The organism is Pantoea hericii, assembly GCF_014155795.1.
GTDB lineage: Bacteria > Pseudomonadota > Gammaproteobacteria > Enterobacterales > Enterobacteriaceae > Pantoea > Pantoea eucalypti.
The window spans coordinates 1-23,222 of record NZ_SCKV01000009.1 but is presented as its reverse complement, the minus strand read 5'-3'; the positions used below and the strand labels follow the sequence as shown (position 1 = coordinate 23,222).

The following is a 23,222-nucleotide window of genomic DNA, read 5'->3' as shown; positions in this document are numbered from 1 at the left end:
TTCCGGCATCATCATCGGGGAAGCTAGTGTACACGCTGACCCTGATGGCGGGTATCTCAGCAGATATTTGCAGCAATCGAAACTTACCTGTATAATATGCCGCCTTCGGTGAGAAATATCTGGCCGGAGTACACCCTATAATGTTCAACCGCGTGTGGTGCTGTGCAGGTCAAAGCCTGGCACGGAGAGCGACACGGCCTTCTATGAGGTTTCCCATGAAACAAGGTATTCACCCGAAATACGAAGCAGTTACTATCAAATGTACCTGCGGCAACGAGATCCACACCCGTTCAACACTGACTCACGAACTGAACCTGGACGTTTGTGGCAAATGCCACCCGTTCTATACCGGTAAGCAGCGTGAAGTGGCAACTGGTGGCCGTGTTGACCGCTTTAACAAGCGTTTCAGCGTGCCAGGCGCTAAAAAATAAGATTAAAAGGCACCTGAACCTGCGGGTTCGGCGGCAAGAAAAAACCCAGCTTCGGCTGGGTTTTTTTATGCGCTGACGAATTAATATTCCCAGGTGTCGGGATCGATGCCCATATCGCGCATGATCTTTTTCGCTTCTTCAGGAATTTCATCGCTGCGTTCTTTACGCAGGTCCACGTCGTCTGGCAACGGTTGCCCGGTAAAGGCATGCAAAAAGGCTTCGCAAAGCAGCTCACTGTTGGTGGCGTGACGCAGGTTGTTCACCTGACGACGGGTACGCTCATCCGTTAAAATCTTCAGCACGCTCAATGGGATAGATACTGTAATCTTCTTGACCTGCTCGCTCTTCTTACCGTGCTCAGCGTACGGGCTGATATATTCGCCGTTCCATTCAGCCATGGGTTACCTTAATTAATAAACGTTAAATGTGAGGAAATCAGCGAATTATGCCTGATTTTTTCCTGCCTGACCCCTGATATGGCGGGTTTTCTTCGCTCACTGCCTCTGCATCACAGAGGGGAACGCCAGGCGATGACGCATAATTTTAGCGGTTATTGCGTTTTTGCTCAATCTATACGCAAAGACATTTAGATGTCCAGATGTATTGACGTCTAATTAGAGGGTGATATCCTGTGGCCTACATTTTATTCACTCTTCAGGAACAATTCGCTCATGACGCGTAAACCGGCAACCATCGCAGTGCGCAGCGGTCTGAATGATGACGAGCAATATGGCTGCGTTGTCCCGCCAATCCACCTCTCTACGACCTACAACTTCCTGGATTTTAATGAGCCTCGTGCGCATGACTACTCCCGTCGTGGCAACCCCACGCGTGATGTCGTACAGCGTACCCTGGCCGAACTGGAGGGAGGAGCGGGCGCGGTTTTAACTAATACCGGGATGTCGGCGATTCACCTGGTGACGACGGTGTTCCTGAAGCCTGGCGATCTGCTGGTTGCGCCACACGACTGTTATGGCGGCAGCTATCGGCTGTTTGACAGCCTGAGCAAGCGCGGCGCGTATCGGGTTAAATTTGTCGATCAGGGCGACCCGGTGGCGCTGCAGGCGGCACTGGATGAAAACCCTAAACTGGTGCTGATTGAAAGCCCCAGCAATCCGCTGCTGCGCGTAGTGGATATCAGCGCGATTTGCGCCGCTGCCCGCGCAGCAGGTGCTATCAGCGTGGTGGACAACACCTTTATGAGTCCGGCGCTGCAGAACCCTCTGGCGTTGGGTGCCGATCTGGTGATCCATTCCTGTACCAAATACCTCAATGGCCACTCCGATGTGGTAGCGGGCGCAGTGATTGCCAAAGATCCGCAACTGGCAACCGACCTGGCCTGGTGGGCGAATAATATTGGTGTAACTGGCGCGGCATTTGACAGCTATCTGCTGCTGCGCGGAATTCGTACCCTGTCGCCGCGCATTGCGGCCGCACAACGCAACGCACTCGCGATTGTTGAGTATCTGAAGCAGCAGAAGCGGGTGAAAAAGTTGTATCATCCTTCGCTGCCGGAAAACGCCGGACACGAACATGCCGTACGTCAGCAGCGCGGCTTTGGTGCCATGCTGAGTTTTGAAATCGACGGTGATGAGGCACTGCTGCGCCGCTTCCTGAAAGCGTTGCGGCTCTTTACGCTGGCGGAATCGCTGGGTGGCGTGGAAAGTCTGATCTCCCATACCGCCACCATGACGCACGCGGGTATGTCAGCAGAAGCACGCGCGGCAGCGGGCATTTCCGATACGCTGCTACGGGTTTCTGTTGGTATTGAAGATCACGAAGATTTAATTGCCGATCTGGATAATGCATTCCGGATCGCAGCCGAGGGTTAAGTATGACGATTTCAGCAGGCGCGGGAACGCCGACTATCAGGCAGTTGCATAAGTTTGGTGGCAGCAGTCTGGCCGATGCGCGTTGCTATCAGCGCGTTGCCAGCATTATGGCGGATTACAGCCAGCCGGGCGACCTGATGGTGGTCTCTGCGGCAGGTTCAACCACCAACCAGCTGATTAGCTGGCTGAAGCTGAGCCAGAGCGATCGCCTCTCTGCGCACCAGGTGCAACAGGCCTTGCGTCGCTACCAGAGCGAACTGATCGGTGCGCTGCTGCCTGCTGAGATCGCCGAACCTTTAATTATTGCGTTTATTCGCGATCTGGAAAAGCTGGCGGCCCTGCTGGATGCGCCGATTACCGATGCGGTCTATGCCGAAGTGGTCGGGCACGGTGAAGTCTGGTCAGCACGCCTGATGTCAGCGGTCCTGAGCCAGCGTGATCTGCAGGCCTGCTGGCTGGATGCGCGTGAGTTTTTGCGTGCTGAACGTGCCGCTCAGCCACAGGTGGATGAGGGTAAATCCTGGCCACTGCTGCAGACTTTGCTGGCGCAGCATCCCCATAAGCGCATCGTGGTCACCGGCTTTATCAGCCGTAACGATGCCGGTGAAACCGTCCTGCTTGGCCGTAACGGCTCCGACTATTCCGCTACGCAGATTGGTGCGCTGGCAGGCGTCGGACGTGTGACTATCTGGAGCGATGTGGCGGGCGTTTACAGCGCCGATCCCCGCAAAGTCTCTGATGCCTGTCTGCTGCCGCTGTTAAGGCTGGATGAGGCCAGTGAGCTGGCGCGTCTGGCGGCACCGGTGCTGCATACCCGTACGCTGCAGCCGGTTTCCGGCAGTGATATCGATTTGCAATTGCGCTGCAGTTATCAGCCGGAGCAGGGCTCAACCCGAATTGAACGCGTGCTGGCCTCCGGAACAGGCGCGCGCATCGTCACCAGCCATGACGATGTTTGCCTGATTGAGATTCAGCTGCCAGAGCAGCATGACTTTGCCATCCTTCACAAAGAGATCGACCTGTTGCTGAAGCGCGCGCAGCTGCGACCGCTGGCGTTTGGCGTTCATCCTGACCGTCAACTGCTGCAGCTCTGTTATACCTCCGAAGTGGTTAACAGTGCCTTTACGCTGCTACAGGATGCCGGTTTACCGGGCCATCTGCAGCTGCGCGATGGCCTTGCGCTGGTGGCGCTGGTTGGCGCAGGCGTTACCCGCAATCCGCTGCATACCCATCGCTTCTGGCAGCAGTTAAAAGATCAGCCGGTTGAGTTCATCTGGCAGTCAGAAGAGCACATCAGCGTGGTCGCGGTGCTGCGCGTCGGCCCGACGCAGCATCTGATTCAGGGACTCCATCAGTCGCTGTTCCGTGCAGAAAAGCGCATCGGCCTGATGCTGTTTGGCAAAGGCAATATCGGTTCACGCTGGCTGGAGCTGTTTGCCCGCGATCAGGAAACGCTGTCAGCGCGGACCGGCTTTGAATTTGTGCTGGCGGGTGTCGCGGATAGCCGTCGCAGTCTGCTGAGCTATGAAGGGCTGGATGCCAGTCGGGCACTCGCCTTCTTTGATGATGAAGCGGTGGAACGCGATGAAGAGTCGCTGTTCCTGTGGATGTGCGCGCATCCGTTTGATGACCTGGTAGTGCTGGATGTCACAGCCAGCACACCGCTGGCACAGCAGTATCTCGACTTTGCCAGCCACGGCTTTCACGTGATCAGCGCCAATAAGGTCGCGGGTGCGTCAGACAGTCAGACCTGGCGGCAGATTCGTGATGCCTTTACCAAAACCGGGCGTCACTGGCTCTATAACGCCACCGTAGGCGCAGGCCTGCCGATCAATTACACGGTGCGCGACCTGCGTGACAGCGGCGATACCATCCTGGCAATCAGCGGGATCTTCTCCGGTACGTTGTCCTGGCTGTTCCTGCAGTTTGATGGCATGGTGCCGTTTACCGAGCTGGTGGATCAGGCCTGGCAGCAGGGCTTAACCGAGCCGGATCCGCGCGCCGATCTCTCGGGTCAGGATGTGATGCGTAAGCTGGTGATCCTGGCGCGTGAAGCAGGCTACAACATCGAGCCGGATCAGGTACGGGTGGAATCGCTGGTGCCAGACAACTGTCAGCAGGGCTCAGTAGACCACTTCTTTGAAAATGGTGAAGAGCTGAATGAGCAGATGCTGCAGCGTCTGGAAGCCGCGCAGGAGATGGGCCTGGTGCTGCGTTACGTTGCCCGGTTTGATGCCAACGGTAAAGCACGTGTCGGTGTCGAAGCGGTGCGTCCGGAACATCCGCTGGCTTCGCTGCTGCCGTGCGACAACGTCTTTGCGATTGAAAGTCGCTGGTATCGCGACAATCCGCTGGTCATCCGCGGACCCGGTGCTGGCCGTGATGTTACCGCAGGTGCAATACAGTCAGATATTAATCGCCTCGCACAGTTGCTGTAATTTCTCTTAAACAGGCGCTTCGGCGCCTGTTTTCAATGCGTTATCTCTCCTCTGTTGAAACTTCTTCAAGTTGATTGAAAATTGATCACGTCTGTTGATCATTTTTAAGTTGACGACATCCGCAGATTACGTCATTTTGAACATCTGGACGTCTAAACGTGTAGATGTTCGCAGGCCGATTGTTAATCGATGAGGGTGCAGGATGAGTTTCTTTCATGCCAATCAGCGCGAAGCGCTAAACCAGAGCCTGGCTGAGCTGAACGGGCAAATTAATGTTTCATTTGAGTTCTTCCCGCCGCGTACCAGCGAAATGGAAGAGACCCTCTGGAGCTCCATCGATCGTCTGAGCAGCCTGAAACCAAAATTCGTTTCCGTTACCTACGGCGCGAACTCAGGGGAACGCGACCGCACCCACAGCATTATCAAAGGCATTAAAGATAGAACCGGGCTGGAGGCTGCACCCCATCTGACCTGTGTTGATGCCACGCGGGATGAACTGCGCACCATTGCTCAGGATTACTGGAACAATGGCATTCGCCATATTGTGGCGCTGCGCGGTGACCTGCCTCCCGGCAGCGGCAAGCCTGAGATGTACGGCAGCGATCTGGTGTCGCTGCTGAAAGAGGTCGGCGATTTTGATATTTCCGTCGCCGCCTATCCTGAAGTCCATCCCGAAGCGAAAAGCGCCCAGGCCGATCTGATTAACCTGAAGCGAAAAATTGATGCCGGCGCAAACCGGGCAATTACCCAGTTCTTCTTTGACGTTGAAAGCTATTTACGTTTTCGCGATCGCTGTGTTTCGACCGGCATTGATGTAGAAATTGTGCCGGGCATTCTGCCGGTCTCTAACTTTAAACAGCTCCAGCGCTTTGCCACGCTGACCAATGTGCGTGTGCCAGGCTGGATGAACGCGATGTTTGCCGGTCTGGATGATGATCCGGAAACGCGCAAAATGGTGGGCGCCAATATCGCGATGGACATGGTAAAAATCCTGTCACGCGAAGGGGTGAAAGATTTCCATTTTTACACCCTGAACCGTGCCGAAATGAGTTACGCCATCTGTCACACGTTAGGTGTGCGTCCTGCCGCTGCGGCTTAACCCTCTTGTTTCAGCCAATAAAAAAGTCGGGAACGTCCCGACTTTTTTGTTTTTCTGGCGGGCAGCGCTGACCGCTGTCAGCGCCTGACCACGATTAACCGGTATTGCGCATACCTGCCGCCACACCTGCAATCGTCACCATCAGCGCCTGCTCTACGCGGGCATCCGGCTCCTCACCACGGGCTTCCTGCGCACGTGAACGATGCAGCAGTTCTGCCTGGAGTACGTTGAGCGGATCGGTATAGACGTTACGCAGCGCAATCGACTCGGCAATCCACGGCTGGTCAGCCATCAGGTGTGAGTCATTGGCGATGGTCAGTACCGCTTTGATATCCGCAGCAAGCTGTTCGCGCAGTTGTTTACCCAGCGGCCAGAGTGATTTATCGACCAGACGCTGATCGTAATATTCCGCCAGCCACAGGTCGGCTTTCGAGAAGACCATCTCCAGCATCCCCAGACGGGTGGAGAAGAATGGCCAGTCGCGGCACATCGCTTCCAGCTGATCCTGATGACCGGCTGCCATCGCCTGCTGCAATGCAGCACCGGCACCCAGCCAGGCAGGCAGCATCAGACGGTTCTGCGTCCAGGCGAAAATCCATGGAATCGCACGCAGCGACTCTACGCCACCGGTAGGACGGCGTTTGGCCGGACGTGATCCCAGCGGTAATTTACCCAGCTCCTGCTCCGGCGTCGCCGAACGGAAATAAGGGACGAAGTCAGCGTTTTCACGCACATAACCACGATACATCGCACAGGAGTCAGCTGAGAGCTGATCCATAATGTCGCGCCATTCGCGTTTTGGCTCTGGCGGTGGCATCAGGTTTGCTTCCAGAATTGCGCCGGTGTAGAGCGACAGGCTGGCGATGGTCACGGCCGGTAAGCCATATTTAAAGCGGATCATCTCACCCTGTTCTGTCACACGCAGACCGCCGCGCAGGCTGCCTGGCGGTTGTGACAGCAGTGCGGCATGGGCGGGCGCGCCGCCACGACCAATGCTGCCGCCGCGTCCGTGGAACAGCGTCAGTGAAATACCGGCCTTCTCGCAGGTTTTAATCAGGGCATCCTGTGCCTGATATTGCGCCCAGCTGGCGGCCATGACACCGGCATCTTTCGCCGAGTCAGAATAGCCAATCATCACCATCTGTTTGCCCTGAATAAAGCCGCGATACCAGTCGATGCTCAGCAGCTGGCTCATCACGTCGTTCGCGTTATTCAGGTCATCAAGCGTTTCAAACAGCGGTGCAACCGGCATGGCATAACCGATACCCGCTTCTTTCAGCAGCAGATGCACGGCCAGCACGTCGGAAGGGGTTTTCGCCATCGAAATAACATAGGCGGCGATAGAACCCTGCGGGGCTTCCGCCGCGACACGACACGTCTCCAGCACTTCACGCGTCTCATCGCTGGGTTCCCAGGTACGAGGCAGCAGCGGGCGCTTGGAATTCAGTTCACGGATCAGGAACGCCTGCTTGTCCGCTTCAGACCAGCTTTCATAATCGCCGAGGCCCAGATAACGGGTCACTTCGGCAATCGCCTCTGTGTGACGGGTGCTCTCCTGGCGCAGATCGATACGCACCAGCGGCACGCCGAAGCATTTCACGCGGCGCAGCGTATCAAGCAACTGACCGTTAGCGATAATGCCCATGCCGCACTGTTGCAGTGACTGATAGATGGCAAACAGCGGGTCCCACAGTTGATCGTTGGAGACCAGCAGATCGGCCGGACGCGGCAGGCGTTCGCCTTTCAGGCGGCGTTCCAGGAACGACTGGGTCGTCATCAGCTGACTGCGCAGACGTTTCAGGATCACACGGTAAGGTTCCAGCGCTTCCGGCTCGCCGCTGAGTTCGCGGATCTCTTCACTGCACTCGGACATCGACAGCTCGGAGATCAACACGCCGATATCGCGCAGGAACAGGTCAGTGGCTTTCCAGCGGCTCAGCTGCATCACATGGCGGGTAATCGACGCCGTGACGTTCGGGTTACCGTCGCGGTCGCCACCCATCCACGAGGTGAACTGAACCGGCACGAAATCGACCGGCAGCCTGATGCCAAACGCCTCTTCGACCTGCTCGTTCAGCTCACGCAGGAAAGCAGGAACGCCTTCCCACAGGCTGTTTTCTACGACGGCAAAGCCCCATTTGGCTTCGTCTACTGGGGTCGGACGATATTTACGGATCTCATCGGTGTGCCACGCCTGCGCCACCAGCTGGCGCAAACGGCGCATAATCTGGTTGCGTTCGTAGTCGGAGACATCGCTGTGATCAAGCTGCTTCAGGCAGCTGTTAACTTCAACCAGCTTGTGAATCAGTGTACGACGGGTGATTTCGGTCGGGTGCGCAGTCAGCACCAGCTCCAGAGACAGTGATTCAATGGCCGCAAGGATGTCGCTTTCGCTGATATCTTTCTGCTGTTTCAGGGTATCAAAGGTCTTTTTCAGCAGTTCAGGATGGTTCTCACCCTCACCACTTTGCGAGATGGTCTGATACTGCTCAGCCACGTTAGTGAGGTTCAGAAACTGGCTGAAAGCGCGTGCAACCGGCAGAAGCTCCTCGTTGGAGAGGTTCTGCAGCGTATTGAGCAGTTCTTTACGATGAGTGTCATTTCCTGCACGGGATGACTTGGAGAGCTTACGGATGGTTTCAACCTGGTCGAGGATGTTCTCTCCCAGTGCATCCTTAATCGTATCCCCGAGCAGTTTGCCGAGCATACTGACATTACTTCGCATTGCGGAATATTGTTCGTTCATTGGACCCTGACACCCTTATCGTCTTGAAAAACTCATACACCCGACCTTTCAGGCAGCAGAAAAATCAGCAACATTGTGTCCCCGATAATCTACAGGGAACCGGCTCCGTTGCCGCCTGTCCACATTCTGAAACGTTCTGGATAATCACCCGGTGGGCATAACATCGTCTTTTATCTAGCCACGTAATGCTGCGTTCGTCAAATGCGTTAAAGTGCACTGAAGATGTGGCTAACTAACGGAAATTCGTAGAATTTATAGAGAAAGAAGCGGGATAAGTTATTCTTATTGTTAAATCCCGCAGATTGCGGGGGCATTTTGCTGTTAATACAGTGAAATGCCCCATTTGCTGTCAATCAGTGACAAAAATGCTGCACAACCTGACTGATTAGCGCCCGTGTCGGCTTAATAAATGCCGTATCAATAAATTCGTCGGGCTGATGCGCCTGATTGATTGAGCCCGGGCCCAGGACCAGTGTTGGGCAGAGTGTTTGAATAAACGGCGCCTCGGTACAGTAATTCACCACCTCGGTTGGCGTACCCAGTAATTTCTCAACCACACTCACCAGTTCTTGATTTACCGGACACTCATAGCCCGGAATCGGCGGATGCAGTTCGGCCACGGTGACCCGGCCCGGCCAGCGTGCACTCACCGGTGCCAGCGCCTCGTTCAGCAACCCATCCAGATCGCTCAGTGACAGGCCCGGCAACGGACGAATATCCATATGCAGTTCACAGCAGGCGCAGATACGGTTCGCGGCGTCTCCGCCATGAATATGGCCGAAATTCATGGTCGGATAAGGGATAGCGAAGCCGTCATGGTGATAACGCTCCTGCAGCGTCGTGCGCAGTTGCATCAGATGAGTGATCGACTCATGCATCAGTTCAATGGCGTTGACACCGCGTGCCGGATCGCTGGAATGGCCCGATTTCCCCTCGATGCGAATCACATTCGACAGATGGCCTTTGTGCGCGCGCACCGGTTTAAGCGAAGTCGGTTCACCGATGATGGCACAGTCGGGACGCAGCTGCGTCGATTCAGAGAAATATTTGGCGCCAGCCATGGTGGTCTCTTCATCGGCCGTGGCAAGGATATAGAGCGGTTTGCTCAGCGTGCTGACATCCACATCGCGCAGCGTGTCGAGAATAAAGGCGAAGAAGCCTTTCATGTCTGCTGTGCCCAGGCCGTAGAGCTTGTTGTCATGCTCAGTCAGAGTAAAGGGATCGCGCGTCCAGCGGCCATCATCAAAGGGAACGGTATCCGTATGACCGGCTAACAGCAGGCCGCCCGCACCGGTGCCGGTGCGCGCCAGCATATTAAATTTATTGCGGGTGCCGGGCACCGGCTGCACTTCAACGCTGAAGCCAAGGTCGCGGAACCAGCCGGCCAGCAAATTGATTAAAGTTTCATTACTCTGATCCAGTGCGGCATCGGTTGCGCTGATCGACGGTGTGGCGATTAACTGGCGGTACAGTTCAATAAAAGGCGGTAATTTTGTCTTCACTGTTGGCGGTCCTTGGGTTAGGATGTATCCATATTCATGCAGTAATAGTGAATAAAAATACATTAACGTCCTCTGCAAGGGAACCATAAATCACTGCAGATGACAGGGTGGGTAACGGGGCAAGGCCGCGACCCGGAACGTGCGACTGTAAAAAGGGTTACAGCCTGATGTTGAATACGCTGATCGTTGGTGCCAGTGGTTATGCCGGTGTAGAGCTTGCCACCTTCCTGAATCGCCATCCACATATCAACATAACCGCTTTGGCGGTTTCTGCGCAAAGCCCTGATGCTGGCAAGCGCCTCTCTGACCTCCATCCACAGCTGAAAGGCGTAGTGGATTTACCGCTACAGCCGCTGAGCAGCGCAGCTGAGTGGGCAGACAAAGTGGATGTGGTGTTCCTGGCGACGGCGCATGAAGTCAGCCACGATCTGGCGCCGGAATTCCTTAAGGCCGGTTGTGTCGTGTTCGACCTGTCAGGCGCGTTCCGCGTTAATGACGCTGATTTTTATACCCGCTTCTATGGCTTCACCCATCAGCATGGTGACTGGCTGGACAAAGCGGTGTACGGCCTGGCGGAATATCAGCATGAGAAAATTCAGCAGGCGCAGCTGGTAGCGGTACCGGGTTGCTACCCGACCGCTGCGCAACTGGCACTGAAACCCCTGGTGGATGCCGGACTGTTGAACGATGCGCAGTGGCCAGTCATTAACGCCACCAGTGGCGTGAGCGGTGCCGGACGTAAAGCCAATGTCGGCACCAGTTTCTGCGAAGTAAGTCTTCATCCTTATGGCCTGTTTAACCATCGTCACCACCCGGAAATTGTTGCGCACCTCGGTACACCCGTGATCTTTACGCCGCATCTGGGCAGTTTCCCGCGCGGTATTCTGGCAACGATTACCTGCCGTCTGAAAGCGGGTGTCAGCCGCGAAGATATCGCCGCTGTTTTCCATCGCGCCTATGACAATAAGCCACTGGTGCGGCTCTATGATAAGGGCGTGCCGGCGCTGAAAGCCGTTGTGGGCCTGCCTTACTGTGATATCGGTTTTGAAGTACAGGGCGAACATCTGATTGTCGTCGCCGCCGAAGATAATCTGCTGAAAGGCGCGGCATCGCAGGCGGTACAGTGCCTGAACATCCGGTTCGGCTTCCCTGAAACGCAGTCACTGATTTAACGGACAACTAGACCATGACCAATCCATTGATTATTAAGCTGGGCGGTGTGCTGTTAGACAGCGAAGAAGCGCTGGCCCGTTTGTTTGAAGCGCTGCTGAAATATCGCAGCGCCCATCAGCGTCCGCTGCTCATTGTCCACGGCGGCGGTTGCCTGGTCGATGAACTGATGAAAAAGCTGGCGCTGCCAGTCATGAAGAAAAATGGCCTGCGCGTCACCCCAGCCGATCAGATCGACATCATTACCGGTGCACTGGCGGGAACCGCAAACAAAACGTTGCTGGCCTGGGCAAAAAAATCGGGCATCAACGCGGTCGGCCTCTGCCTGGGCGATGCGGGCATTGTGAATGTCGCTCCGTTTGATGAAGAACTTGGCCATGTTGGCCACGCAACGCCGGGTAATCCGGCCTTGCTGAACACGCTGCTGGCGGCGGGTTACATGCCGGTGGTGAGCTCAATTGGTATTACTGACAGCGGCGACCTGATGAACGTCAACGCTGACCAGGCGGCAACCGCGCTGGCTTCGACGCTGGGTGCCGATCTGGTTCTGTTATCCGACGTCAGTGGTATTCTCGACGGCAAAGGTCAGCGCATCGAAGAGATGACCGCCGACAAAGCTGAGCAGCTGATTTCCCAGGGCATTATTACCGATGGCATGATTGTTAAAGTCCACGCGGCACTTGATGCGGCGCGTACACTGGGTCGCCCGGTCGATATTGCCAGCTGGCGTCACGCTGAGCGGCTGACTGATCTTTTTAACGGCGTGTCGATTGGCACCCGGATTCTCGCTTAACGACTCTGATTCAAGGATTACGAAATGCAAACGCAAAACATCAAAAAAATCGTTCTGGCTTACTCCGGTGGTCTTGATACTTCGGCCATCATTCCATGGCTGAAAGAGAACTACGGCGGCTGTGAAGTGGTCGCATTTGTAGCGGATATTGGTCAGGAGCGCGGCGATCTGGAAGGTGTTGAGAAGAAAGCCCTGCAGTCTGGCGCCTCTGAATGTCACGTGGTTGACCTGCGTGAAGAGTTCATCAGCGACTACGTTTATCCGGTACTGCAGACCGGCGCGTTGTATGAAGGAACCTATCTGCTGGGCACCTCTATGGCGCGTCCTATCATCGCAAAAGCGCAGGTTGAGCTGGCACTGAAAGTAGGCGCGGATGCGCTGTGTCATGGTGCAACCGGTAAAGGCAATGACCAGGTGCGTTTCGAAACCACCTACACCGCGCTGGCACCACAGCTGAAAGTCGTGGCACCGTGGCGTGAATGGAACCTGCGTTCACGTGAAGCACTGCTGGACTATCTGAAAGAGCGCAACATTCCGACCACCGCTTCGCTGGAAAAAATCTACAGCCGTGACGAAAACGCCTGGCATATCTCCACCGAAGGCGGCGTGCTGGAAAGCCCGGCCAATGCACCAAATAAAGATTGCTGGGTCTGGACTGTCGATCCGCTGGAAGCGCCTGACCAGCCTGAAGACGTGACTGTAACCGTTGAGAAAGGTCGTGTTGTGGCGGTTAACGGCGAAAAACTGAGTCCGTTCCAGTGTCTGGAAAAACTGAACGTGCTGGGCGCAAAACATGGCGTCGGCCGTATCGATATCGTTGAAAACCGTCTGGTAGGCATTAAATCCCGCGGCTGCTACGAAACCCCTGGCGGCACCATCATGGTGAATGCGCTGCGTGCGGTTGAGCAGCTGGTCCTGGATCGCGATAGCTTCAAATGGCGTGAGCAGCTGGGCCACGAGATGTCTTACGTCGTTTATGATGGTCGCTGGTTCGCTCCGCTGCGTAAGTCGATTCAGGCTGCTGCCGAATCGCTGGCGGAAGAAGTTAACGGTGAAGTGGTGCTGCAGCTCTACAAAGGCCAGGCGACAGCCACTCAGAAGCGTTCTGCGAACAGCCTCTACTCGGAAGAGTTCGCTACCTTCGGTGAAGATGAAGTTTACGATCACCGTCACGCGGGCGGCTTTATCCGTCTGTTCTCGCTCTCTTCGCGTATCCGCGCCCTGAACGAGCAGAAGAAGTAATTTTTCAGGCGGGGTGCGCCTCGCCTCACAGTTTTGATTCAGGGGCGGCATTTATGCCGCCTCTTGTTTAACGATTCAGAGGAGTTTTCACATGGCACTTTGGGGTGGACGGTTTACTCAGGCAGCGGATCAACGTTTTAAACAGTTCAATGACTCGCTGCGCTTCGATTACCGCCTGGCAGAGCAGGACATCATTGGCTCTGTTGCCTGGTCCAAAGCGCTGGTGACGGTCAATGTGCTGACTCAGGATGAGCAGCAGCAACTTGAAGCGGCCCTGAATTCGCTATTGAATGAAGTGCGTGAAAATCCTGAACAGATTCTGCAGAGCGATGCCGAAGATATTCACAGCTGGGTTGAAGGTAAGCTGATCGACAAAGTCGGCTCGCTGGGCAAAAAGCTGCACACCGGCCGTAGCCGCAACGATCAGGTCGCGACCGATCTGAAACTGTGGTGCAAGGTACAGATCGAAGCGCTGCTGGGCGCCACACGTGAGCTGCAGCAGGCGTTAGTGGTTACCGCCGAAGCCAATCAGGATGCAGTGATGCCGGGCTACACCCACTTGCAGCGTGCGCAGCCGGTGACGTTTGCGCACTGGTGTCTGGCCTACGTTGAAATGCTGGCGCGTGACGAGAGCCGTCTGCAGGATACCCTGAAGCGTCTTGATGTCAGCCCGCTGGGCTGTGGCGCACTGGCCGGTACCGCTTACGAGATTGATCGTCAGCAGCTGGCAGGCTGGCTGGGCTTCGCTTCCGCCACACGTAACAGTCTGGATACCGTATCAGACCGCGATCACGTGCTGGAACTGCTCTCTGACGCGGCCATTGGCATGGTGCATCTGTCGCGCTTTGCGGAAGATATGATTTTCTTCAACACCGGCGAAGCAGGCTTTATTGAGCTGTCAGATAAAGTGACCTCAGGCTCATCACTGATGCCGCAGAAGAAAAATCCGGATGCGCTGGAGCTGATTCGCGGCAAATGTGGTCGTGTGCAGGGTGCACTGACCGGCATGATGATGACGCTAAAAGGTCTGCCGCTGGCCTACAACAAAGATATGCAGGAAGACAAAGAAGGGCTGTTTGACGCGCTGGATACCTGGCTCGACTGTCTGCATATGTCAGTGCTGGTGCTGGATGGCCTGCAGGTTAAACGTCCGCGTTGCCAGGAAGCCGCTGAACAGGGCTACGCAAACTCTACTGAGCTGGCCGACTATCTGGTCGCCAAAGGTGTGCCGTTCCGTGAAGCACACCATATCGTTGGAGAAGTTGTCGTGGCGGCTATCGGGCAGGGCGTAGCACTTGAAGCGCTGTCGCTGGCACAACTTCAGCAGTTCAGCGCGGTGATTGGCGAGGATGTCTATCCGATTCTGGCGCTGCAATCGTGTCTGGATAAGCGTAATGCGCAGGGCGGTGTTTCTCCGCAGCAGGTTGCCCGCGCTATCGGTGACGCTAAACAGCGTCTGGCGTGATCAGCAGGTAAAAAAAAAGCGGGCACATTAAAATGCCCGCCAACCTCTAGCTTCAGAACTACTATTTTTTATAGGCACATCATCAAAGCGCCCGCTCTCCCGGCCGACGCTCAGACTCTCTTACGCTGACAGCAAGTATTGACGCAGATCTTCACTGCCGCCAGCATGACGACCGCCCATGAAGACCTGCAGTACCGTCGCCAGGCCTGAAACGGCTCCTGAACTGACGGTTGTCGAATCCTGTCCCATCACAATTTTCGTACTCAATGACATGCTCACTCAGCCTCTGTATGGCCTGCGCACAGAAGCCGCAGCTGGCTTTATAGAGATGAAGACAGACTCCTGAGCTTTTTGTTGCGCGCATTATTCCCAACCACCCTTGATAGGGCCAATCGTTCATTGCTATTCTATCTATCGCCACGGGCTATCGTGGTTTGGAGGGTAATAATGAATATTCGTGATCTTGAATATCTGGTTTCGCTTGCTGAACACCGTCATTTCCGCCGTGCGGCGGATGCATGTCATGTCAGTCAGCCCACGTTAAGCGGGCAGATCCGTAAGCTGGAAGATGAGCTGGGTGTGATGCTGCTGGAGCGCACCAGCCGTAAAGTGCTGTTCACGCAGGCAGGTTTACTGCTGGTGGATCAGGCGCGTACGGTGCTGCGTGAAGTGAAAGTGCTGAAAGAGATGGCCAGTCAGCAAGGGGAAGCGATGTCAGGTCCGCTGCATATCGGCCTCATCCCGACCACCGCGCCGTATTTACTGCCACAGATTATCCCGACGCTGCACCAGACCTTCCCGAAACTGGAGATGTATCTGCACGAAGCGCAGACGCAACAGCTGCTGTCACAGCTCGACAGTGGCAAGCTCGACTGTGCGATTGTTGCGCTGGTCAAAGAGAGTCAGGCCTTTATCGAAGTGCCGCTGTTTGATGAGCCAATGAAGCTGGCTGTCTATGCCGATCATCCGTGGTGCGATCGCGATCGTGTGCCAATGTCCGATCTGGCCGGCGAGAAATTGCTGATGCTGGAAGATGGACACTGTCTGCGTGACCAGGCGATGGGATTCTGCTTTGAGGCGGGTGCCGATGAAGATACCCATTTCCGGGCGACCAGTCTTGAGACACTGCGCAATATGGTGGCGGCAGGCAGTGGCATTACGCTGTTACCGGCGCTGGCAGTTCCACCAGAGCGTATTCGCGACGGTGTCTGCTATCTCACCTGCTACAAACCGGTGCCACAGCGCACGATCGCGCTGGTCTATCGTCCGGGTTCACCTCTGCGCAGCCGTTATGAACAGCTGGCAGAGGCAATTAAAACCCACATGGCACACTATTTCGACGCTGCGTTAAAACAGGCGGTTTAAGCCGTTTAACGCCGCAACGCGATAGGCTTCGGCCATCGTCGGATAGTTAAAGGTGGTATTCACGAAGTACTCAATCGTGTTGCCACCATTTTTTTGCTCCATGATCGCCTGACCGATGTGAATGATCTCAGCGGCACGCTCGCCAAAGCAGTGGATCCCCAGAATCTCTTTGGTTTCCCGATGGAACAGAATCTTCAGACTGCCGACGTTCATGCCCACAATCTGCGCGCGTGCCAGATGTTTAAACTGCGCGCGGCCCACTTCGTAAGGCACCTTCATTGCCGTAAGCTGCTGCTCGGTTTTACCCACGGAGCTGATTTCCGGAATGGTGTAGATACCGGTTGGGATATCTTCAATCAGGTGTGCTGACGCTTCCCCTTTGATAATCGCCTGTGCGGCAATACGGCCCTGATCGTAGGCGGCTGAGGCCAGGCTTGGATAGCCAATCACGTCACCGACGGCATAAATGTGCGGCTGCGCTGTCTGATACATGCTGTTCACTTTCAGCAGGCCACGCCCATCGGCTTCCAGACCGACGTTTTCCAGCGAAAGGGAATCGGTGTTACCGGTGCGGCCGTTGGCGTACAGCAGGCAATCCGCTTTCACTTTCTTGCCCGACTTCAGATGCATGATGACGCCATCTTCCACGCCTTCGATCTTCTCAAACTCTTCATTGTGACGAATCACTACGCCGCTATTCCAGAAGTGGTATGAGAGAGAATCCGACATCTCCTGATCGAGAAACGCCAGCAGGCGATCGCGGGTATTAATCAGGTCAACTTTGACGTTGAGACCACGGAAAATCGATGCATATTCACAGCCGATGACGCCAGCGCCGTAAATAATGACGTGACCCGGTTCGTGGTGCAGATTAAGGATAGAGTCGGAGTCGTAGACGCGGGGATGCGTAAAGTCGACATTATCAGGATGGTAAGGCCGTGAACCACAGGCGATAACAAACTTCTCTGCCGTCAGCGTCTCACGCGTGCCATCAGGTTGTTCAATCTCAATCGTATTGGCATCAACAAAATGGGCATCGCCCTGATAAAGCTCACAGCGGTTACGCTCGTAGAAGCCCTGGCGCATGGCTGTCTGCTGGCTGATCACGCTTTCAGTGTGATTAAGAATGTCGGCGAAAGAGGAGCGAAGCAGTCGGGTATGATCGCTGTAGAGCGGGTTTTGGTTGAATTCGATAATGCGACTGACGGCGTGGCGAAGGGCTTTGGAAGGGATGGTTCCCCAGTGCGTACAGCCGCCGCCGATGTTGTGGTAGCGTTCGACCACGGCGATGCGCGCTCCCTGTTTTACCAGCCCCATCGCCGCCCCTTCACCGCCGGGCCCTGAGCCAATCACAATGGCATCGTAATCGTAAGACTTTTGCATACCGATACGTCCTATTATTTATACATTTTTACAACGAGATTCTAACATCTCGTCGCGCACTTCTGAATTCTATCAGCGATTTTCATCACATTTTGACAAAGTGTGAGGTTCACAGGCAGTGACAAAGAATGCCAATCTGTACGCTGAAAATTTTGCTATAGTGCCCGCTCAACACCGCTAAAGGCAGAGAGAATGGGCGTCAGAGCGCAACAAAAAGAACGTACACGACGTACACTGATTGAAGCAGCGTTCAGTCAGCTCAGCGCCGAACGCAGTTTTGCCAGTTTGAGTTTGCGGGAAGTTGCCCGTGAAGCGGGGATTGCACCCACCTCCTTTTATCGTCATTTCAAGGATGTTGATGAGCTTGGCCTGACGATGGTGGACGAAAGTGGGCTGATGCTGCGACAGCTGATGCGTCAGGCACGACAGCGTATCGCCAAAGGCGGCAGCATCATTAAAACGTCGGTGTCGACCTTTATGGAGTTCATCGGCAACAACCCCAACGCTTTCCGCCTGTTACTGCGTGAACGTTCCGGCACCTCTGCTGCTTTCCGTGCCGCCGTGGCGCGTGAAATTCAGCACTTTATCGCTGAACTGGCTGACTATCTTGAGGTCGAAAATCGCATGCCGCGCAGTTTTACCGAAGCGCAGGCTGAAGCGATGGTGACCATTGTCTTCAGCGCCGGTGCAGAAGCACTGGACGTTGATGCTGAGCAGCGACGTAAGCTTGAGGATCGGCTGGTGTTACAGCTGCGGATGATCGCCAAAGGCGCTTATTACTGGTACCGCCGTGAGCAGGAACGACTGGCGGTCACCCTGGAAAAACCCGAAGAGCAATGAGTAAGGATCAGTTCATGACCCACCCAGGTACCCGCGATAAAAGCACTCTGGCACTGGCTTTTATTACCGGCTTAGCGATTAACGGTTCGTTTTCTGTGCTGTTCAGCGCCTTTGTTCCCTTTTCGATTTTTCCGCTGATTGCGCTGGGTCTGGCGGCCTGGTGTCTGCATCAGCGGTATCTCAACACCAACATGCCGGACGGCATGCCAGGCCTGGCGGCGGCGTTTTTCCTGCTGGGGATTCTGGTTTATAGCGCGCTGGTGCGGGCAGAATACCCGGACATTGGCTCAAATTTCGTTCCCACCGTTCTGATGGTCGCGCTGGTGTTCTGGATTGCGACGCGGTTTAAGCGCAAGCGTAATCAGTAGGGATATCGGCAGGGAAAAAAAACGGGAACCTCAGGGTTCCCGTTTTTGTTTACGCTTTACGCGTCAGCAGCACACCGCATTCCATGTGGTGGGTGTAGGGGAACTGATCAAACAGCGCCAGCCGCGTCACGTCGTGCGTTTCTGACAACGTTTGCAGATTGTCGCTCAGGGTTTGTGGGTTGCAGGAGATATAAAGGATGCGCGGATACGCCTGCACCATTTTCACCGTCTCTTCATCCAGGCCGCTACGTGGTGGATCGACAAATATCGTCTCGCACTCGTAGCTGGTCAGATCAATCCCTTCCAGACGATTAAAGCTGCGCACGCCATTCATCGCCTGAGTAAACTCCTCCGCCGCCATGCGAATGATCTGCACGTTATCAATCTGGTTCACGGCAATGTTGTATTGCGCCGACGCAACAGAAGGCTTGGCGATTTCCGTTGCCAGAACGCGGCGGAAATTGCGCGCCAGCGCCAGCGAGAAGTTGCCGTTACCGCAGTAAAGCTCCAGCAGGTCACCCTGTGAATCCTGCGTCACATCCAGCGCCCACTCCAGCATCTGAATATTCATTGCCGCGTTAGGCTGGGTAAAACTGTTCTCGACCTGACGATAGATAATCTCGCGACCCGCAACCGGCAGACACTCATCGACATAGTCGCGATCCAGACAGATTTTGGTTTTGGTCGCACGGCCAATTAACTGCACATCCAGACCTTCTGCACGCAGTTGATCACGCAGCGCGGCGGCGGCCTGCTGCCACTCATCATCCAGCTTGCGATGATAGAGCAGTGAAATCACAATCTGATTGCTCATGGTTGACAGATAGTCGATCTGGAACAGCTTGTGACGCAGGGTGCGGTTATCACGGATCGCGGCGATCATCTTTGGCATCAGCTGATTGATCAGCTGGCTGGCTGCCGGGAACTGATCGACCCGGATCCGCTCGCGCGTCTGCTGATCAAAGATGATGTGATAGATATCATCACCGTCGTGCCACAGGCGGAATTCGGCGCGCATCCGATAGTGGCTGACCGGCGAACGGAACACCTCCACGTCGGGCGCAGCAAACGGCGTCATCATCGTCTCTAAACGACTGACTTTTTCCGCCAGCTGTGCGTCATAGTCTTCAATGGGGAGATGTTCGGGTGTCATGAGTAATCCTGATTAATAGCTTACCAGCGGGCGATTGTAGGCATTCACTTGCTGATGTCCAGTCCCACAGCGATAAGATATTTAGCAGTCTGGACTTCCGTATCTCCACTCCGTAGACTGCAGACGCCGGCCTCAAGCCCGAGTTAATAGGGAATCCAGTGTGAATCTGGAGCTGACGCGCAGCGGTAAGGAATGTCGTGATGAGTGCAATTGCAGACACTGTCCTCCGGGATGGGAAGTCATCATCATTTATGGTTCCCAGCCCGAAGACCTGCCGGTGTAACGTCGCTACTCGTACAATCATCGCGTTCTATTGATTGTCGGCCTGCGGCATCCTGCTTCGTCTTATGGATGCGATTAAAATGACAAAAAAAACTGCATCGCTGTTCGCTCTGAGCGCAACGGCGATTTCTCTCTGGGCGCAAAACGGTTTTGCGCAGGGGAATGATGATACGCAAATCGTTACTGCCAACCGTTTTGCCGAACCTGTTTCCGGGGTGCTGGCGCCGACAACCGTCGTCACGCGTGATGAGATTGATCGCTGGCAGGCCAAAAGTCTGACAGATGTGATGCGCCGTCTGCCGGGTGTCGATGTCGCGCAAAGCGGCGGGCTAGGGCAGCAGAGTTCGCTGTTTATTCGGGGTACTGAGTCCAGACATGTGCTGATCCTGATTGATGGTATCCGGCTTAATCAGGCGGGTATTACCGGTTCGTCCGACCTCAGCCAGATCCCCCTGTCGCTGGTGCAACGCATCGAATATATTCGCGGCGCACGTTCCGCGGTTTACGGTTCTGATGCCATTGGCGGCGTGGTGAATATTATTACGGGCCGTTCGCAACCGGGCACGACGCTGACGGCGGGCATGGGATCCAACGGCTATCAATCGTATGACGGCTCAACCCAGCAGATGCTGGGCGACGCGACAAAGCTTACCCTGGCAGGCAACTATACCTACACCAAAGGGTATGACGTGGTGGCGGGCTATCCCAATGACTATGGCCCGGCGCAGCACGATCGCGACGGCTTCATGAGCAAAACCCTGTATGGCAACCTTGAGCATCAGTTCAGCGATGAACTCAGTGGTTTTGTGCGCGGCTATGGCTTTGATAACCGCACTGCCTATGACGGGTCTTACACGTATGATGACAGCTTCACGAATATCATCGGCCTGGCGGATACCCGTCAGCTCTACAGCCAGACCTGGGACACCGGGTTACGCTTCAACCGCGACGTCTACTCCACCCAGCTTATTGCCAGTTATGGCCATACCAAAGACATTAACTACGATCCGCGCAATGGCCGCTACGGCGCTGCATCCACCTTTGATGATGTCACTCAGTACAATCTGCAGTGGGGCAATACTGTGCAGGTGGGGCAGGGCGCCGTCAGTGCGGGTGTTGACTGGCAGAAAGAGACAACGGAACCGGGCACGAACTATTTATCAGATGGCTATGAACAGCGTAATACCGGCCTCTACGTGACCGGGCAGCAACAGTTTGGCAGCGTCACTCTTGAGGGTGCGGTACGTGGTGACGATAACAATCAGTTCGGCTGGCATAACACCTGGCAGACGGCGGCGTCATGGGAGTTTATTTCCGGGTACCGCGCGTTCGCTTCGTATGGTACTGCTTTCAAAGCGCCTAATCTGTCGCAGGTATACAGCCCATTTTATGGCAACCGCGACCTCGATCCTGAAAAAAGTAAGCAGTGGGAAGGCGGCTTTGAGGGGCTGACCGGGCCGGTGAACTGGCGCGTGTCGGGCTATCGCAACGACATTGATGACCTGATTGAAGGCGATCCGCAGACCTTCCGCTACTACAACATTGAGAAGGCACGTATTAAAGGCGTTGAAGCCACCGCTGGATTCGATACCGGGCCGCTGACGCATCAGCTCTCATATGATTATGTCGATGCGCGGGATGGCAGCACCGATCAGCCGCTCGTTCGCCGGGCTAAGCAGCAGGTCAAGTATCAGCTTGACTGGACACTGCATGAGTTTGACTGGTCCGTGACTTATCACTATCTGGGCGACCGTTATGATACCGACTTCAACAGCACGCCCAGCCGTCGTGTGAAATTAGGCGGTGTCAGCCTGTGGGATCTCGCCGTCTCATATCCTGTCACTTCACAACTCACGGTTCGTGGTAGAATTGCCAACCTGTTCGATAAAGATTACGAGACAGTGTATGGCTATCAGACTCCAGGACGAGAGTATTACCTCAGCGGCAGCTACAACTTCTGATTTGCGTCCCACCGTGCTGGTGTTTGATTCCGGCGTCGGTGGGCTTTCTGTCTATGATGAGGTCCGTCAGCTGTTGCCGGATCTTCATTATCTCTATGCCTTCGATAACGCTGGGTTCCCTTACGGCGAGAAAAGCGAAACCTTCATCGTGGAACGCGTGGTCGCTATCGTTGAGGCCATTACACAGCGTTATCCTCTCTCATTAGTCATCATCGCCTGCAATACGGCCAGCACGGTTTCATTGCCTGCTTTACGTGAACGCTTTGCGTTTCCTGTCGTGGGTGTGGTTCCGGCGATCAAACCTGCCGCGCGCCTGACGCGAAATGGTGTGGTCGGGTTGCTGGCGACGCGGGCTACGGTGCGCCGTCCTTATACCCACGAGCTGGTGGCGCAATTCGCCGGTTCCTGCAACATCGAGATGCTGGGATCGGCGGAGCTGGTGGAACTGGCTGAAGCTAAGCTACACGGTGCTGAGGTTGCACTGGATGAGGTGCGCCGTATTGTTCAGCCGTGGCTGCGGATGGCTGAACCACCGGACACGGTTGTTTTAGGCTGTACGCACTTCCCTTTACTGCGCGAAGAGCTGCAGCAGGTGTTACCTGAAGGGACGCGTCTGATTGATTCCGGTGCGGCAATTGCCCGACGAACAGCCTGGCTACTGGAACATGAAGCGCCTGAAGTAAATTCTTCGCAACAGAACATCGCATTCTGCACGGAGCTGGATGGTGAAGCGGTACAATTATCACCCGTTTTACAGCGTTATGGCTTCCCGTTGCTTGAAAAACTGGCGTTTTAGCGGCTTTTCGCTGAAAAAAGAAGCACTCGAAATTTTATTTGAAATTAGCACTTGTCAGCCTCCGAGAACTCCCTATAATGCGCCTCCACTGACACGGCACAACGGCTTACGAAGCGCCGGGTTAAGTAGGTTCGAAATCATACGAACCAGTGAGTTAAGCGAAAATAAATGCTTGACTGACAATGCGGAAAGCGTAATATACGCAGCCCGCGCCGCAGTAAATCGCGGCATGCTCTTTAACAATTTATCAGGCAATCTGTGTGGGCACTCGCAGGATTGATATCAGCGTCTCCGGACGCAACAAAATATCAAAGCCTCACGAGTGAACACATAATGAAATTCATTATGACGTTTTA

General features: G+C 55.0%; 19 protein-coding genes and 1 riboswitch. Of the genes, 13 read left to right on the top strand and 6 right to left on the bottom strand.

The genetic code is table 11. The annotated features are described in order from the left end of the window. The first annotated feature begins 215 nt into the window (after positions 1 to 215). Positions 216 to 431 carry a 50S ribosomal protein L31 gene (gene rpmE, locus H7K52_RS17705; protein WP_003851227.1) on the top strand — a complete coding sequence of 72 codons (216 nt, stop codon included), beginning with the start codon at positions 216 to 218 and terminating at the stop codon, positions 429 to 431. 80 nt (positions 432 to 511) lie between these two features. On the opposite strand, the gene metJ is transcribed toward rpmE, so the two are convergent. Further along, positions 512 to 829, bottom strand: coding sequence for a met regulon transcriptional regulator MetJ (gene metJ, locus H7K52_RS17700; RefSeq protein ID WP_003851225.1), 318 nt, complete (start codon positions 827 to 829; stop codon positions 512 to 514). A 273-nt stretch (positions 830 to 1,102) separates the two neighbouring features. Between metJ and metB the strand changes: the two genes are divergently transcribed. The 3 genes from metB (at position 1,103) to metF (ending at position 5,800) form a co-directional block, all read left to right on the top strand. Then, positions 1,103 to 2,263, top strand: a complete 1,161-nt coding sequence (gene metB, locus H7K52_RS17695; RefSeq protein WP_003851223.1) for a cystathionine gamma-synthase — start codon at positions 1,103 to 1,105, stop codon at positions 2,261 to 2,263. A 2-nt stretch (positions 2,264 to 2,265) separates the two neighbouring features. Continuing rightward, complete coding sequence (locus tag H7K52_RS17690) at positions 2,266 to 4,701, top strand: bifunctional aspartate kinase/homoserine dehydrogenase II (RefSeq protein WP_182630282.1); 2,436 nt, start codon at positions 2,266 to 2,268, stop codon at positions 4,699 to 4,701. Positions 4,702 to 4,903: 202 nt separating this feature from the next. Beyond that, positions 4,904 to 5,800 (top strand): methylenetetrahydrofolate reductase, encoded by an 897-nt coding sequence (gene metF / locus H7K52_RS17685; protein WP_182630281.1) that lies wholly within the window; start codon positions 4,904 to 4,906, stop codon positions 5,798 to 5,800. A 94-nt stretch (positions 5,801 to 5,894) separates the two neighbouring features. Here the strand turns inward: metF and ppc are convergent, their stop codons facing one another. Next, positions 5,895 to 8,546 carry a phosphoenolpyruvate carboxylase gene (ppc, locus tag H7K52_RS17680; RefSeq protein ID WP_008926935.1) on the bottom strand — a complete coding sequence of 884 codons (2,652 nt, stop codon included), beginning with the start codon at positions 8,544 to 8,546 and terminating at the stop codon, positions 5,895 to 5,897. Positions 8,547 to 8,899: 353 nt separating this feature from the next. Then, complete coding sequence (gene argE, locus H7K52_RS17675) at positions 8,900 to 10,048, bottom strand: acetylornithine deacetylase (RefSeq protein WP_182630280.1); 1,149 nt, start codon at positions 10,046 to 10,048, stop codon at positions 8,900 to 8,902. 167 nt (positions 10,049 to 10,215) lie between these two features. Between argE and argC the strand changes: the two genes are divergently transcribed. The 4 genes from argC to argH all read left to right on the top strand — a co-directional run bounded on the left by argC (position 10,216) and on the right by argH (position 14,718). Next, a complete protein-coding gene (argC, locus tag H7K52_RS17670) occupies positions 10,216 to 11,220 on the top strand; it encodes an N-acetyl-gamma-glutamyl-phosphate reductase (protein WP_003851214.1) in 1,005 nt (334 codons plus the stop codon). Positions 11,221 to 11,234: 14 nt separating this feature from the next. Continuing rightward, a complete protein-coding gene (gene argB / locus H7K52_RS17665; protein WP_078805310.1) occupies positions 11,235 to 12,011 on the top strand; it encodes an acetylglutamate kinase in 777 nt (258 codons plus the stop codon). 24 nt (positions 12,012 to 12,035) lie between these two features. Next, complete coding sequence (locus H7K52_RS17660) at positions 12,036 to 13,253, top strand: argininosuccinate synthase (protein WP_003851209.1); 1,218 nt, start codon at positions 12,036 to 12,038, stop codon at positions 13,251 to 13,253. Between the two features lie 91 nt (positions 13,254 to 13,344). Beyond that, positions 13,345 to 14,718 (top strand): argininosuccinate lyase, encoded by a 1,374-nt coding sequence (argH, locus tag H7K52_RS17655; protein WP_003851207.1) that lies wholly within the window; start codon positions 13,345 to 13,347, stop codon positions 14,716 to 14,718. A 120-nt stretch (positions 14,719 to 14,838) separates the two neighbouring features. Here argH and H7K52_RS17650 read toward each other — a convergent pair whose 3' ends face one another. Next, a complete protein-coding gene (locus tag H7K52_RS17650) occupies positions 14,839 to 14,985 on the bottom strand; it encodes a thioredoxin domain-containing protein (RefSeq protein ID WP_153574532.1) in 147 nt (48 codons plus the stop codon). Between the two features lie 180 nt (positions 14,986 to 15,165). On the opposite strand from H7K52_RS17650, the gene oxyR reads away from it, so the two are divergent. Then, on the top strand, positions 15,166 to 16,083 hold the full coding sequence (oxyR, locus tag H7K52_RS17645) for a DNA-binding transcriptional regulator OxyR (protein WP_003851204.1): 918 nt from the start codon (positions 15,166 to 15,168) through the stop codon (positions 16,081 to 16,083). On the opposite strand, the gene sthA is transcribed toward oxyR, so the two are convergent. Further along, positions 16,066 to 17,466 (bottom strand): Si-specific NAD(P)(+) transhydrogenase, encoded by a 1,401-nt coding sequence (gene sthA, locus H7K52_RS17640; protein WP_003851201.1) that lies wholly within the window; start codon positions 17,464 to 17,466, stop codon positions 16,066 to 16,068. The two genes, oxyR and sthA, sit on opposite strands and share 18 nt — an antisense overlap. Positions 17,467 to 17,658: 192 nt before the next feature. On the opposite strand from sthA, the gene fabR reads away from it, so the two are divergent. Together fabR and H7K52_RS17630 are read left to right on the top strand one after the other, a co-directional pair. Continuing rightward, complete coding sequence (fabR, locus tag H7K52_RS17635) at positions 17,659 to 18,306, top strand: HTH-type transcriptional repressor FabR (protein WP_003851200.1); 648 nt, start codon at positions 17,659 to 17,661, stop codon at positions 18,304 to 18,306. Between the two features lie 14 nt (positions 18,307 to 18,320). Beyond that, positions 18,321 to 18,674, top strand: coding sequence for a YijD family membrane protein (locus tag H7K52_RS17630; RefSeq protein WP_003851197.1), 354 nt, complete (start codon positions 18,321 to 18,323; stop codon positions 18,672 to 18,674). Between the two features lie 49 nt (positions 18,675 to 18,723). Here H7K52_RS17630 and trmA read toward each other — a convergent pair whose 3' ends face one another. Further along, positions 18,724 to 19,827 (bottom strand): tRNA (uridine(54)-C5)-methyltransferase TrmA, encoded by a 1,104-nt coding sequence (trmA, locus tag H7K52_RS17625; RefSeq protein ID WP_008926930.1) that lies wholly within the window; start codon positions 19,825 to 19,827, stop codon positions 18,724 to 18,726. Between the two features lie 110 nt (positions 19,828 to 19,937). Further along, positions 19,938 to 20,120: riboswitch (cobalamin riboswitch) on the top strand. Positions 20,121 to 20,189: 69 nt separating this feature from the next. Between trmA and btuB the strand changes: the two genes are divergently transcribed. Continuing rightward, on the top strand, positions 20,190 to 22,070 hold the full coding sequence (btuB, locus tag H7K52_RS17620; RefSeq protein ID WP_078805334.1) for a TonB-dependent vitamin B12 receptor BtuB: 1,881 nt from the start codon (positions 20,190 to 20,192) through the stop codon (positions 22,068 to 22,070). Continuing rightward, positions 22,015 to 22,866, top strand: a complete 852-nt coding sequence (murI, locus tag H7K52_RS17615; RefSeq protein WP_182630279.1) for a glutamate racemase — start codon at positions 22,015 to 22,017, stop codon at positions 22,864 to 22,866. The genes btuB and murI overlap by 56 nt, the downstream gene beginning before the upstream one ends. Positions 22,867 to 23,222 lie beyond the last annotated feature (356 nt).